11 protein-coding genes and 1 tRNA gene are annotated in these 13,762 nt (G+C 38.2%); 7 read left to right on the top strand and 5 right to left on the bottom strand.

Features of this window, described 5'->3' with window-relative positions; translation table 11 throughout:
- Nucleotides 1–17 precede the first annotated feature (17 nt).
- The 3 genes from VL047_RS03160 to VL047_RS03150 all read left to right on the top strand — a co-directional run bounded on the left by VL047_RS03160 (nt 18) and on the right by VL047_RS03150 (nt 4,683).
- Nucleotides 18–3,176 carry an efflux RND transporter permease subunit gene (locus VL047_RS03160; RefSeq protein ID WP_325358431.1) on the top strand — a complete coding sequence of 1,053 codons (3,159 nt, stop codon included), beginning with the start codon at nt 18–20 and terminating at the stop codon, nt 3,174–3,176.
- A 10-nt stretch (nt 3,177–3,186) separates the two neighbouring features.
- Nucleotides 3,187–4,536 carry a TolC family protein gene (locus tag VL047_RS03155; RefSeq protein ID WP_325358429.1) on the top strand — a complete coding sequence of 450 codons (1,350 nt, stop codon included), beginning with the start codon at nt 3,187–3,189 and terminating at the stop codon, nt 4,534–4,536.
- Nucleotides 4,537–4,608: 72 nt separating this feature from the next.
- Nucleotides 4,609–4,683: transfer RNA gene (locus tag VL047_RS03150), tRNA-Arg, on the top strand.
- Nucleotides 4,684–4,789: 106 nt separating this feature from the next.
- Here VL047_RS03150 and VL047_RS03145 read toward each other — a convergent pair.
- Together VL047_RS03145 and bla are read right to left on the bottom strand one after the other, a co-directional pair.
- Complete coding sequence (locus VL047_RS03145) at nt 4,790–5,086, bottom strand: hypothetical protein (RefSeq protein WP_325358427.1); 297 nt, start codon at nt 5,084–5,086, stop codon at nt 4,790–4,792.
- A gap of 58 nt (nt 5,087–5,144) precedes the next feature.
- The gene (gene bla, locus VL047_RS03140; protein ID WP_325358425.1) at nt 5,145–6,044 is read right to left on the bottom strand and encodes a class A beta-lactamase, subclass A2; all 900 of its coding nucleotides are present in this window, start codon (nt 6,042–6,044) and stop codon (nt 5,145–5,147) included.
- Nucleotides 6,045–6,244: 200 nt separating this feature from the next.
- Between bla and VL047_RS03135 the strand changes: the two genes are divergently transcribed.
- The 4 genes from VL047_RS03135 to VL047_RS03120 all read left to right on the top strand — a co-directional run bounded on the left by VL047_RS03135 (nt 6,245) and on the right by VL047_RS03120 (nt 11,034).
- Complete coding sequence (locus VL047_RS03135; protein WP_325358423.1) at nt 6,245–7,381, top strand: AI-2E family transporter; 1,137 nt, start codon at nt 6,245–6,247, stop codon at nt 7,379–7,381.
- A 355-nt stretch (nt 7,382–7,736) separates the two neighbouring features.
- A complete protein-coding gene (gene lepA / locus VL047_RS03130) occupies nt 7,737–9,524 on the top strand; it encodes a translation elongation factor 4 (RefSeq protein WP_325358421.1) in 1,788 nt (595 codons plus the stop codon).
- A gap of 8 nt (nt 9,525–9,532) precedes the next feature.
- The gene (locus VL047_RS03125) at nt 9,533–10,411 is read left to right on the top strand and encodes a bifunctional 5,10-methylenetetrahydrofolate dehydrogenase/5,10-methenyltetrahydrofolate cyclohydrolase (RefSeq protein ID WP_325358419.1); all 879 of its coding nucleotides are present in this window, start codon (nt 9,533–9,535) and stop codon (nt 10,409–10,411) included.
- A complete protein-coding gene (locus VL047_RS03120) occupies nt 10,411–11,034 on the top strand; it encodes a 7-carboxy-7-deazaguanine synthase QueE (RefSeq protein ID WP_325358417.1) in 624 nt (207 codons plus the stop codon). The genes VL047_RS03125 and VL047_RS03120 overlap by 1 nt, the downstream gene beginning before the upstream one ends.
- Nucleotides 11,035–11,036: 2 nt before the next feature.
- On the opposite strand, the gene VL047_RS03115 is transcribed toward VL047_RS03120, so the two are convergent.
- Genes VL047_RS03115 through VL047_RS03105 form a run of 3 tightly spaced genes read right to left on the bottom strand, consistent with a single transcriptional unit; the run spans nt 11,037 to nt 13,580 of the window.
- A complete protein-coding gene (locus VL047_RS03115; RefSeq protein WP_325358415.1) occupies nt 11,037–12,041 on the bottom strand; it encodes an MlaD family protein in 1,005 nt (334 codons plus the stop codon).
- 1 nt (nt 12,042) lies between these two features.
- Nucleotides 12,043–12,816: an ABC transporter ATP-binding protein gene (locus tag VL047_RS03110; protein ID WP_325358413.1), complete on the bottom strand. Its 774-nt coding sequence runs from the start codon at nt 12,814–12,816 to the stop codon at nt 12,043–12,045.
- Nucleotides 12,816–13,580: an ABC transporter permease gene (locus VL047_RS03105; RefSeq protein ID WP_325358409.1), complete on the bottom strand. Its 765-nt coding sequence runs from the start codon at nt 13,578–13,580 to the stop codon at nt 12,816–12,818. Before VL047_RS03105 ends, VL047_RS03110 begins: the two co-directional genes overlap by 1 nt.
- Between the last annotated feature and the right edge of the window lie 182 nt (nt 13,581–13,762).

Here is a 13,762-nt window from a genome sequence, read left to right as displayed (position 1 = left end):
ATATTTAATAATAAATTATGTTTAATTACTTTATTGAACGGCCGGTTCTAGCTACAGTAATATCAATTATGATTGTATTACTGGGGATTTTAGGACTGATTAGTTTACCTATTAGTCAATATCCTGTTATAGCACCTCCGACTGTTGTTGTATCGGCTTCTTACCAGGGAGCAAATGCCGATGTTGTTTTAACGAGTGTTATTGTGCCGCTGGAAGAGCAGATTAACGGTGTTGAAGACATGGATTACATGAGTTCATCCGCCGGCAATAACGGAAGTGCGCGTATTTCAATCGTTTTTAAAACTGGTACTGATCCGGATATAGCAGCTGTTAACGTACAAAACCGTGTTGCACGTGCTACCAGCCAATTACCTCAGGAAGTTACCCGTTCAGGTGTTTCTACTTTTAAATCGCAGAGCAGTAACCTAGTTGTTTTTGCTCTATACAGTGATGATCCTACTTATGACCAAACCTTTCTGCAGAATTATGCAGAGATAAATCTTGTTCCATTAATGAAACGAGTTTCAGGTGTGGGAGAAGCAAGAGCGTTTGGACAAATGGACTATACCATGCGTATCTGGCTCAAACCTGATATCATGTCTACCTATGGCTTAATTCCAAGCGATATTAGTGCAGCTCTGGCAGAGCAGAATATCGAGGCAGCTCCCGGCCAATTTGGCGAACAGGGTATGCAGTCTTTTCAATATACGATCAAATATACCGGGCGACTAAAAAATGTGACCGAATTTGAAAACCTTATTATTCGGGCAGGTGGCGACGGACAGTACCTGCGCCTGAAAGATGTGGCTAAAGTTGAATTAGGTGCTATGAACTATGCAACCTCCTCAACCACTAATGGCAAACCATCGGTGGGTGTTGCCGTTAGTCAGACAGCTGGGTCAAACGCACAGGAAGTAATTGAAGGAAGCTTAAAAGTATTGGAAGAGGCTTCCCAATCTTTCCCTAAAGGGATTAAATACACCATTCTTGTAAATGCAAACGACTTTCTAGATGCCTCCATCAGTAAAGTTATCACTACGTTAATAGAAGCATTTATTCTGGTATTCTTGGTAGTATTTATCTTCCTGCAAGATTTCCGCTCTACCTTGATACCGGCTATCGCCGTACCCGTGGCCATTATCGGTACGTTCTTTTTCCTGAATCTATTTGGGTTTACTATTAACTTACTTACTCTCTTCGCACTTCTTTTAGCAATTGGTATTGTAGTGGATGATGCGATTGTCGTCGTCGAGGCGGTCCATGCCAAACTGGACGAAGGTTACACTTCCTCCCTTGCCGCCACCAAGGATGCTATGGGTGAGATTACTGGTGCCATTATTTCCATTACGCTCATTATGGCTGCCGTATTTGTCCCGATAAGTTTCATTACCGGCTCTGCGGGAGTGTTTTATCAACAATTTGGATTGACCTTGGCCGTAGCTATTATTATATCTGCTGTTAACGCGTTAACATTAAGTCCGGCCCTTTGTGCGCTCTTCTTAAAACCTCATGCAGAAGAGCATAAAAAGCAAAATTTTCTAGAACGGTTTTACGCGGCCTTTAACGTAGCTTTTGATGCTACTACTCATAAATATAAAAAATCTGTTTCGTTTATAATTAAAAGAAAATGGATCGCAGTAGCAGGGATTATTGCGTTTGGAGGGATATTTTACTACCTGACATTGGTAACGCCTACCGCTTTCGTACCTACTGAAGATACCGGCTCTATCAACGTAGATATTGCTTTACCTGCCTCTTCATCTTTTGAGCGCACAGAGGCTGTTTCTAGTGAAGTAGAAAAAATTGTACAGTCGATACCTGAGGTGGAAAATGTTTTGAGGATAACAGGAAACGGACAAATTAGTGGTCAGGGTAGTAGTTATGCCATGTTAATTGTTAAACTAAAAAGCTGGGATCAACGGAAAGGTGAAGGGCAAGATGTTCAGTCGATTATTGGGAAATTAATTGCAAAAACAAAAGATATAAAAGAAGCACGGGTTATTTTCTTTACCCCTTCTCCTATTCAGGGTTTTGGTAACTCACAGGGCTTTGAGTTCCAATTACAAAATCGGACAGGCTCTGATATAGCAACATTTAGCAAAGTAGGCAATGATTTTATATCTGCACTAAGCGAAAGACCGGAAATTCAATCAGCAACCACCTCTTTTGACCCCAATTTTCCTCAATACGAAATTGAAGTTAATGTTGAAAAAACCAAAGAAGCAGGTTTTACTGTAAATGACATACTAGGTACCATGCAAGGTTATTATGGCGGATCGTATGCTTCCAACTTTAATCAATTTGGAAAACAATATCGTGTAATGTATCAGGCAGAGCCTGAATATCGAGCCAATCCTGAAGGTCTGAATGCTATTTTCGTGAGAAATAAAAATGGAGATATGGCTCCTATCAGCAGCTTCATTACACTTAATAAAGTATATGGCCCACAGTCGATCTCACGGTTTAACCTCTATACTGCAATCAGAATCCAAGGTTCTCCTAATCCGGGATATAGTTCAGGTGATGCCATTAAAGCAATTGAAGAAGTAGCCGCAACATCACTTCCGGTGGGATATGCCTTTGAATTTTCTGGACTAACCCGGGAAGAAATCTCCGCAGGTAGTCAAACGTTATTTATCTTCTTATTGGTTATTGTATTTGTGTATCTGCTTTTAAGCGCACAGTATGAGAGCTATATATTACCATTTGCTGTACTGCTATCGCTTCCAATGGGTCTAGCAGGAACCTATATTTTTGCCAACATGTTCGGGGTTACCGATAATATTTATCTCCAGATCAGTCTAATAATGCTGGTGGGATTACTATCAAAGAATGCCATTTTGATTGTGGAATTCTCGATAGCAAGAAGAAGAAATGGAATGCCCATTGTTCAGGCAGCCCTAGAAGGAGCACAAGCACGTTTAAGACCTATTCTAATGACTTCATTCGCATTTATATTTGGTTTAGTACCATTAGCATTATCGGGAGGCGCAGGTGCAGTGGGTAATCGTGCAATTGGTACGGGTGCTATCGGTGGAATGCTTATCGGAACTATTTTCGGTGTATTTGTTATCCCTGCCCTATTCGTTATTTTCCAAGGTTTACAAGAACGTATTAGTGGGAAAGCTCAAACAGCAATTGAAGACACCTCAAACACCAATACGGATTATGTTTAATAATAAGATTATGACTAAGCGAGTTTTAAGCTCTATACTCTTCGTGTCTCTCATCGGCATCCTTTCTTCATGCTCGGTAACCAAACGCTACCAGGCACCGGAAATCAATACAGATAGCCTTTATAGAGACATAAACACAACAGATACCAATACGATTGCTCATTTAAGCTGGAACGAAGTATTTACAGACCCTGCTTTGCAAAGCTTGATACAGAAAGGCTTAAATTACAATCCGAATCTATTATCTGCATATACCCGTATTCAACAAGCACAAGCTTATTTCGATCAGAGCAAAGCAGCTTTGCTACCCAGCTTGAGCATAGGTGCAGGAGCTACCAGTGCGAAAACTCAATATACATTGGGAGCATCGTCTGCCTGGGAACTTGATATCTGGGGTAAATTAAGCAGCAGTAAACGTGCAGAATTTGCCAATTTACTTCAAACGGAAGCAGCAGCAAAAGCTATACAAACAGGTCTGATATCATCCATTGCAAATTATTACTACCGTTTATTGGCCATGGATGAGCAATTACAGATTACTCAACAAACTGTTATCAACTGGGATACCACCGTAACAACAATGAAAGCTTTAAAAGAAGCTGCAACCGTTACAGAAGCAGCAGTGGTACAAAGTGAAGCACAACGCTATGCAGCCGAAGTTACCATTCCGGATCTTAAACAATCTATTAGAGAAACAGAAAATGCCTTGAGCATTCTGATAGGTTCTGCACCGGGAAGTATCGAAAGGGGTAAATTAATCAATCAACAAACCTTGAGCTCTCTCAATGCAGGTGTACCTGCTCAATTATTGGCTAACCGTCCGGATGTCATGCAGGCAGAATTGAATTTCAGAACACAATTTGAATTAACCAATGTAGCAAGAGCATCCTTTTACCCTACTCTTTCTATTACCGGGTCGGCAGGCTTTAGTTCAGATGTTTTAAGTACTTTACTAGATCCAGGTTCATGGCTTGCCAGTATTGGCGGAAGTTTAACACAACCCATTTTTAACGGACGCGCTAATAGAACCCGTTTAGAGGTTGCATTAGCTCAACAGGAAGAAGCAAGGTTGAATTTCAAAAATGCATTGCTGGTTGCCGGACAAGAGGTTTCAAATGCATTATCTTCATACGAAATGGCCAAACAGAAAATAACCATTCGTGCGAAACAAACGGATGCACTTCAAAAATCAGCAGATTACTCCCAAGAACTTCTTGAGAATGGTTTCGCAAACTATACAGAAGTAATTACAGCAAGACAAAGTTTATTACAAGCACAGCTTTCTAGCGTCAACGACCATTTACAACAGCTAACAGCTATTGTAAATCTTTATCGCTCATTAGGTGGCGGATGGAAATAAAGTTCTTATAGATCACGGATGTGTTCATTATATGCTTGAAATAAACGGTTGATTATTCTATCTTTGCGCACCGTCCCCGTAGTTCAATGGATAGAATGTCAGATTCCGGTTCTGATGATATGAGTTCGAATCTCGTCGGGGACACCAACAACCCTTGTAATTAACTAATTCACAGTTATTTGCAAGGGTTTCTTAATTAATCTTACATTTTTTTGTAAAAATGTTCGAGTTTGGACTCTTTAACAGTCTTATCTTACCAAACATCATTAACAGAAGTATTTAATGTATCAATTACATATTGAGCAACTTCATCATTAATGTTCTTAGATTTAATCCGTTCTTTTAGATTTTTATCCCAGTCAAGCAATGCTTCATCTAATGAATCTCCGTAACCCACAATCCCCTTTTGCAGATCAGGACCAAGCACAGATCGAAAACCTTCACCTTCATTAAATAATAACGGTCGAAATATCTTTACTGTTTTAGGAAGATTATCGGCTTCGAAATCGATTGTTATCTTAAATACTTCTTCAACGTTCATTTGTTCCATAATGTCCTGTTTATTTTATTTAATAAACAAGCCAAGTGCTTAATAGTTTTGAAGTTAGCTAAGATGGTTCTTGATTTACAAACCAATCCCATACTAATTTTGATACTTCAGCAATGATACGCTCGTTTGTTTCCTGAGATTCTTTTGAATTAGAAACAAAAACACTTATTGCAAAATCTTCCCCTGTCGGCAAAGTAACAATCCCTACATCATTTATAGCTGCTGTTATCCCCTCCTCGTTTGTTCCGGAAGTTCCTGTCTTATGAGCAACGGTGGTTCCAGCCGGTAATTTTCCCTTTATTCTCTTCACCCCTGTCGTGGTGCCTGCCATTGTCTTCCATAAGAAATCATAACTTTCTTCCGACAGGATCTTGCCCTTATGAAATTTGCGTAATACTTCAATAGTAGATTCGGGTGTTGTCCAGTTTAAAAACTGAATATTCCATTCTCTGTGCATTTCTTCCTCATTTACCCGAATAGAAAAGTCCTTAACACCAATGCTTTTTATATAATCATTAACAGTTTCAGCACCTCCAATTAATCTCAAAAGAATATCGCAACCATTATTATCGCTTTGGGCAATAGTATATTCTATAATTTTGGCTATCGTGAGTTGAACATTACCATTGGGATAATCATCTCGGATAGGACTCCAGGTATCTGGCAACAGATCCTTTTTCGTGATTAATATTTTTTGATCAAGTGCCAGCTCCCCTTTATCTACTCTATTCAAAACAGCCAAAGCAATATGGAATTTAAAAATACTTTGCAATGGATAGTGAATTTGGTTATTAACACTTAGCGTATCGCCCTTTTCGAAACCATAAACGGCAACACCGACAGTCGCCTTTTTGCCTGCAAGAACCTGTTCGATCTGCTGTTTAAGTAAATCGGTTTGTGCAAAAGCAGAAAAAGATAAAAATGAAAATACAAGGGCACTGATCACGGTCTTTATCATATTATATTAACTTGTTTTGAAATTATCAATGTGATAAAGTTAGATAAAGTTTATAATTTCTGCCACACAACAATCAATTCAAAACTAATAAATAGATCACTTGTTAATTAAAAAACACGGATTCTATCGACTTAAATTTCATTTAACAATTTTTTTATGTAGTATTATAGTATCCTACCACGTATAACTGAATACAAAATATGGAGCAAAACCCTCTTTCACAAACTTCTGTCTTTACAGTAGCAGCACGTTTAGTCAGCATTGTCTTAATTATTTTAATTATGTACTGCTTACAAAGTGTTTTGGTACCCTTACTATTCAGTATGCTATTTGCCATTACATTATATCCTTTATCAAGAATGATGGAGAGATGGAAGTTTCCAAGATTACTATCCTCAGTTATTGCAGTAATTATTGGAATCATCATAATCTCTGGACTTATTTACCTCATCGTAAATCAGGCACTTAATATTGGAAAAAACGGGAACGACATGGCTGATAAGCTTCAGGGGATCCTTGTTGTTATATTAGACTGGGCAAACACGAAGCTGGGAGTAACGGATGTAATGATATCGCAAAAGTTCCATGAATTTACAGATAATGCCCTATCCAATGCAACAACCTATTTGCAAACAGCATTCAGTTCCATCGGAGGAATTTTATCCAGTGTAATTCTAGTTCCATTATTTGTGTTCTTTATGCTCTATTATCGGGATTTCTTCCGCGAATTCTTCTTGATTTCATTTAAATCTACCGGTAAAGAAAGAGTAAATACCATCTTAAATAACATCTACAGCGTAGTTCAAAACTACCTGGTTGGTTTAATCACCGTAATGGGTATTGTTGCCATATTAAATACAGCAGGATTATTATTAATGGGAATTAGTTATGCCTGGTTCTTTGGAATATTGGCTGCCTTACTAATGTTAATCCCTTACATTGGTATAGCGATAGGCTCCATTTTACCCGCTTTATTCGCAATTGCGACCAAGGACAGTGCCTGGTATTCGATAGGGGTAATTGTTTGGTTTCAAATCGTTCAATTTCTGGAAGCGAACTTTATAACTCCCAATATAGTAGGCAGCAAAGTGAGCATAAACCCATTAATGTCTATTGTTGGTTTATTATTAGGAGGAATGTTATTTGGTTTAGCCGGACTAATTTTAGCTCTTCCACTCATTGCAATTACAAAAGTAATACTTGACTCTATCCCATCGCTCTCACATTTCGGATTTTTAATCGGCGAACCCGATAAAATCCATTTGACATCCCAAACAAACATTATTAAACTAAAAAGAAGACAACGAAAAACTCCTCCAAAGGAGAAAAAAGAGTAATCTTCACCCTGAGCGATCCAGACCTTCTATGACCCTTGTCCATACCTTGTAATACATCCTACAGTTTTTCCAGTGCTATTCAAGTGTTATGTCTACGCTTTTTCGACCAAAATAGCGTAGACATAACACTTGAATTAGAGTGAAAGCTCTCTGGAATCTTATACGAGGTACTATCTTGGTACGGACTAGTTTAGTACAGCTTTCTTAAAATCAGGAGAAATCCCTTACCCGATCCTTTAAAAAATCGTTCTGATGAAGAAAAACAAGGAAATATCATGCCTAATAAATAATTCTGCTCGTTTTACAAATCAAAGATTTATCTTTGCCTTTTAAAACGCATTTCTTATTCCCATAAATGAAGCATATTCGCAATTTTTGTATTATTGCCCATATCGATCATGGCAAAAGCACCCTCGCAGATCGCTTGTTGGAACATACACAAACAGTAACTCAACGTGAGTCTCAGAACCAGGTATTGGATAATATGGACTTAGAAAGAGAACGTGGTATTACCATTAAGAGCCATGCCATTCAGATGGATTATATCTTTGAAGGTCAAAAATATATTTTCAACTTAATTGATACTCCCGGACACGTCGATTTCTCCTATGAAGTTTCACGTTCAATAGCTGCCTGCGAAGGAGCGCTATTAATTGTGGATGCTTCTCAAGGTATTCAGGCACAAACCATCTCCAACCTTTATTTGGCAATGGAGCATGACTTGGAGATCATCCCTATATTAAATAAAATGGATCTTCCTGGTGCTATGCCGGAAGAAGTAAAAGATCAGATTATTGAATTAATAGGCGGGAAAAGAGAAGATATTATTCCGGCATCTGGAAAAACGGGATTAGGTGTAGATAAAATTTTAGAAGCTATCATTAAAAGGGTTCCGGCACCTGTTGGTGATCCTGAAGCTCCACTACAAGCTTTAATATTTGATTCGGTATATAATTCCTTTCGTGGGATTATGGCTTATTTTAAAGTGCAGAACGGAGAAATAAAAAAGGGCGACCGTGTAAAGTTTATTGCCACCGGTAAAGAATATTATGCTGACGAAGTAGGAACCTTAAAGCTTACACAAGCGCCTAAGGATAAAATATCAACCGGAGATGTGGGTTATATCGTTTCGGGTATAAAAGAAGCGCGCGAAGTTAAAGTTGGAGATACCATAACGAATGTTTTAAGACCTAGCACAGTGGCTATTCAGGGTTTTGAAGAGGTTAAGCCCATGGTATTTGCAGGAATTTATCCTGTAGATACGGAAGATTATGAAGAACTCAGAGAAAGTATGCATCGTTTGCAATTGAATGATGCATCGCTTGTATTTGAGCCTGAGTCATCGGCAGCTTTGGGTTTTGGATTCCGTTGCGGGTTCTTGGGTATGCTCCATATGGAGATTATTCAGGAAAGGTTGGAGCGCGAGTTTGATATGACGGTAATAACTACCGTTCCTAACGTTTCTTATATTGCTCATACGACAAAGGATGGTGAGATAAAAGTTAACAATCCATCAGACCTGCCTGATATTAGTAAAATTCAATACATTGAAGAACCCTTCATTAAGGCAAGTATCATTACAAAATCAGACTATGTTGGTCCGGTAATGTCTTTATGTATTCAGAAAAGGGGGATGATTATAAATCAGTCCTATTTAACTTCTGATCGGGTTGAATTGATTTTCGAAATGCCGATGGGAGAAATCGTCTTTGATTTCTATGATAAATTAAAGACTATATCAAAAGGTTATGCCTCTTTTGACTACCATCAGATTGGCTATAAACAATCCGATCTGGTTCGTTTGGATATTCGGTTAAACTCTGAACCTGTAGATGCTCTTTCTTCATTGATTCATAGAAGCAATTCGTATGAGTTTGGGAAAAGAATCTGTGAGAAGTTAAAAGAATTAATTCCCCGTCAGCAATTTGAAATTATTATTCAGGCATCTATCGGTGCGAAAATTATAGCGAGAGAAAGTGTTCGGGCATTACGTAAAGATGTAACCGCTAAATGTTATGGTGGTGACATTTCCAGGAAACGTAAGCTTCTTGAAAAACAAAAAAAGGGTAAAAAGAGAATGCGCCAAGTAGGGAATGTGGAAATTCCGCAATCTGCTTTCATGGCTGTATTAAAATTAGACTAAAAAACACAATGGAATTATTAGATGGTAAACTTGTCTCAGCAAAAATCAAAGAAGATATTGCTGCAGAAGCACTCGACTTTTATAATAAGAATGGCAGAAAGCCTCATTTGGTAGCTATTTTAGTTGGCAATGATGGTGGAAGTGAAACGTATGTTGCCAGCAAAATGAAGAATTGCGAGAAGGTAAATTTCCAATCTTCTCTGATTCGTTATGATGAAAATGTTTCTGAAGAAGAAGTTCTCCAAAAAATAAGAGAGATTAATGCAGATGAGGGTGTAGACGGTCTAATTGTACAACTTCCATTACCAAAACATATTGACCCGGAGAAGGTTACAGAAACTATAGATTACAGAAAAGATGTAGACGGATTTCATCCTGTTAATTTAGGCAGAATGATGCGAAACCTACCTTGTTTTATTCCTGCTACACCTTACGGCATTATGTTAATGTTGGAATACTACCAGATAGAAACTGCTGGTAAACATGCGGTAGTAGTTGGCAGAAGCAATATTGTAGGCAGTCCGATGAGTATTTTACTTGCACGCAACAGCCAACCCGGCAATTGTACAGTTACACTTACCCACAGCAGAACAAAAGATCTTCCGGCTTTTATAAAGCAAGCAGATATCATTGTTGCAGCTATTGGTAAAAAGAATTTTGTAACTGCTGATATGGTTAAAGACGGTGCTATTATCATCGATGTTGGAATTAACAGAGAACAATCGTCTGAAACAAAGTCGGGTTACAAACTATTTGGCGATGTTGATTTTGATCATGTAGCTCCAAAAAGCTCATGGATCAGTCCGGTACCGGGTGGTGTTGGATTAATGACAATTGTTGGCTTATTGAAGAACACACTGAAGTCAGCAAAAAAGGAAATCTACTAATGAGTAATTCAGTTCCTGAAGATGGTACTTTACTTCCTTTAATGGAAGAGTTTTATACAATTCAAGGCGAAGGATATAATACGGGTAAAGCTGCCTATTTTATTCGTCTCGGAGGTTGTGATGTTGGATGTCATTGGTGCGATGTAAAAGAAAGCTGGGATGCCTCTATTCACCCTTTAACTGCTGCTGATAAGATTGTTGAACATGCTAAACAATATCCTGCAAAAACGGTCGTAGTAACCGGTGGTGAGCCTCTTATCTACAACATGGATTACCTTACCCGAAAGTTAAAAGAAAATGACATACAGACTTTTATTGAAACTTCCGGGGCCTACCCACTTTCGGGACAATGGGACTGGATTTGTCTATCTCCTAAAAAGTTTAAATCACCCCGGCCCGACATTACTCCTTTTGCACACGAACTAAAGATCATTATCTTTAATAAGAGCGATTTTCAATGGGCAGAAGATTATGCAAAGTTAGTATCTCCCAGCTGTAAGCTTTATTTACAACCGGAATGGTCAAATGCAGCGAAGATGACTCCGCTTATCATTGAGTATGTAATGAACAACCCGCAGTGGGAAGTTTCATTACAGACCCATAAGTTTATGAATATCCCTTAATCTTATTGATTGCTATTTTTAATAGAATCTTGGCGAGCAGCTTCCGCTCTTTTTGCTTCCTTTTTGAAGAAACCACGAAACAGGAAGTTAGACTGTAAAGCTTCCATATTTCTATCTAGTTTATAAGTACTTGACTCCAGATTACCCATTGTTTGTTTCAGCTGATCGGCTGTAGCAGGGTCATTTAACAATAATCCAAGCGCATTATCACTATCATTAAGCTTACTGCTTGCATCGCTTAAATTCTTAGTCAGCTCAGACGCATTTTGAGTAACACTTTCTAACTGAGCAACAGAAGCCTTAAGGCTTTTAAACACAACGGTATCTGTCAGTAGATCATTGGTCAAAGCGCCATCATTATTTAATTTAGCAGTAAACGTTTCCAGGTTCTCTGAAACTCTCTTTGAGTTTAAGGCCGCCTGATTTAAATTCTGCATCATTGCTTTCATATTTACAGCCATCATGGAGTCTGTAAAAAATGCACCGATAGCTCCCTCTCCCTTTCTTACTCTTTCACTCAGGTTTTTAATATTATCCGTTATTGAAACCAGATTCTCATTGTTTACTTGTAGGGTTGCCATCATAGCTTCCGTGTCGTTTCCTGCTTTAGAACGTAACTGGTCTCCATTTTCAACATAAGCCATTTCGCTGCTTCCGCCTTCAATGACAATCATTTTATTACCAATAAAGCCTTCCGAACTGATAACCGCAGATGCGTCCTTCCGAACGTATTCTTTCGATTCTTCATTAATAACCATATCAATTTTTACACGGCTATCTTCTGTAAAGCTAATCTCTCTGATGGTTCCGATTTTCACTCCCGAAAACCACACATTTCCACCTTTCTTCAATCCGCCAATATTATCAAAAACTGCTGTTATATGCACAACGTTGCCAAAGCGATTCTGCTGTCCGCCAATTATGAAAATTCCGGCGAGTAGGATAATAATGCCAAAAAAGACAAATAAACCTACAATTATCGAACGTTTTCTTTCTGCTGAATTCATATTATTCTATAAAATTATAATCACGGAACGGCTTAACCCGTGGATCATCCGTATCGAAAATATCATCGAAGCTACCTTGTCTTTCAAAAGTTCCGTCAAGTAGCATTACAATGCGATCGCCAACGCTTTTCGCGCAAGCTAAATCGTGGGTAATAATAATTGATGAAGTCTTGAAACGATCTTGCACTTCATTTATTAATTTATTAATTTCTATACAAGTTAATGGATCTAGTCCGGCTGTAGGCTCATCATAAAGCATGATTTCAGGACGCAAGATCAAGGTTCTGGCAATACCAATACGTTTCCTTTGTCCGCCGGAAAGCTCAGAAGGCATTTGATCAATGGATTGCAATAAATCCACCGCATCAAGCACAGTCGTTACAGCTGTATTTATTTCCTTACGCGTTAAATTACGATTTACGCGGACCAATGGAAACTCAAGATTTTCCCGAACAGTCATGCTATCATAAAGCGCACTACTTTGAAATGAGAATCCTACCTTCAGGCGTAGAGCCTGTAAGTCTTTAACAGAAATATCTTTCAATGAGTTTCCTAAAACTTCAACTTGGCCACTATCGGCTTGCAATAAGCCAACAATAATCTTAATTAAAACCGACTTTCCGGTTCCGGACCTACCTAAAACCACTAAGTTCTCACCTTGATACAAGTCTAAATCTACACCTCGCAAAATATGCAGGTCGCCGAAAGATTTATACAGATCACGAATCGTAATGACCGATTCATCGTATTTTATAAAGTCTTTTGCCTTCTTCATTATTGAGGTATTAGCTGTAATATTTGAACAATCAGCAACTCTTCTATAAAAATCAGGAACATGGACATTACTACTGCCCAGTTAGCTGCTCTTCCTACTCCTTCTGTTCCTTTAGAAGATGTATAACCTTGAAAGCAACCCACAATTCCAATGGTGAACCCAAATACAATAGACTTAATTAAAGATGAAAAGACGTCTCTAAAAGTGATCGCATCGAATACTTCTGTAAAAAATACAGTTATGGTTGTCGCTTCGTTTTGAGCTATGTTCATTTGTGCTCCCATAAGTGCTACAAAAGCCGTATAAAACATAAGAATAGGGATCATTACCGAAGTAGCTACTACCCTGCTAACAACTAGAAATTTAAAAGGGTTTGTTCCGGATACCTCCATGGCTTCAATTTGTTCTGAAACCTTCATGGAGCCTAGTTCTGCACCGATTTGAGAACCAACTTTACCGGCAGCAATTAAGGCAGTAACCAAAGGTGCCAAAGCCCTGATAACAGCTATGGCAATTAAAGCAGGAAGCATGGCCTGAGCTCCGAAGTCTGCTAAAGAAGGACGGGATTGCTTTGTGAAAACTACACCTATAATAAAACCTGTTAGAGAAATTAAGGGAAGTGATTTCACTCCTATTTCATAGCATTGGCGAATAATCTCCTTAAACTCAAAAGGTCCTACAAAAACCTCTCTAAAAAAGCGCATCACAAAACGGTGGATTTCAGCTAACTCTACAAGGTATTTATCAATCGTCTTTGAAATCATTTATCTATATTAGAAATGATAATTTTTGCTCTATAGCAATATCAGGCAAAATTAAAAGTTATATTATTAAAACAGCACAAATAAGGAACTTATTTAATTTTATCGTTTAATAAATAATTAACAAATATTTATTATTTATTAACTATAATTAAACCTTAAGTAGGTAAACTTCGTCATAGAGA

Source organism: Albibacterium sp. (genome assembly GCF_035514885.1).
Lineage (GTDB): Bacteria > Bacteroidota > Bacteroidia > Sphingobacteriales > Sphingobacteriaceae > Albibacterium.
This window is presented reverse-complemented; position numbering and strand designations above follow the sequence as displayed.

Coding starts and splice junctions, on each gene's coding strand:
- VL047_RS03135 (WP_325358423.1), top strand. CDS start 6,245: ATGGAGCAAAACCCTCTTTCACAAACTTCTGTCTTTACAGTAGCAGCA.
- VL047_RS03120 (WP_325358417.1), top strand. CDS start 10,411: ATGAGTAATTCAGTTCCTGAAGATGGTACTTTACTTCCTTTAATGGAA.
- VL047_RS03105 (WP_325358409.1), bottom strand. CDS start 13,580: ATGATTTCAAAGACGATTGATAAATACCTTGTAGAGTTAGCTGAAATC.
- bla (WP_325358425.1), bottom strand. CDS start 6,044: ATGATAAAGACCGTGATCAGTGCCCTTGTATTTTCATTTTTATCTTTT.
- VL047_RS03155 (WP_325358429.1), top strand. CDS start 3,187: ATGACTAAGCGAGTTTTAAGCTCTATACTCTTCGTGTCTCTCATCGGC.
- VL047_RS03110 (WP_325358413.1), bottom strand. CDS start 12,816: ATGAAGAAGGCAAAAGACTTTATAAAATACGATGAATCGGTCATTACG.
- VL047_RS03145 (WP_325358427.1), bottom strand. CDS start 5,086: ATGGAACAAATGAACGTTGAAGAAGTATTTAAGATAACAATCGATTTC.
- VL047_RS03115 (WP_325358415.1), bottom strand. CDS start 12,041: ATGAATTCAGCAGAAAGAAAACGTTCGATAATTGTAGGTTTATTTGTC.
- lepA (WP_325358421.1), top strand. CDS start 7,737: ATGAAGCATATTCGCAATTTTTGTATTATTGCCCATATCGATCATGGC.
- VL047_RS03125 (WP_325358419.1), top strand. CDS start 9,533: ATGGAATTATTAGATGGTAAACTTGTCTCAGCAAAAATCAAAGAAGAT.
- VL047_RS03160 (WP_325358431.1), top strand. CDS start 18: ATGTTTAATTACTTTATTGAACGGCCGGTTCTAGCTACAGTAATATCA.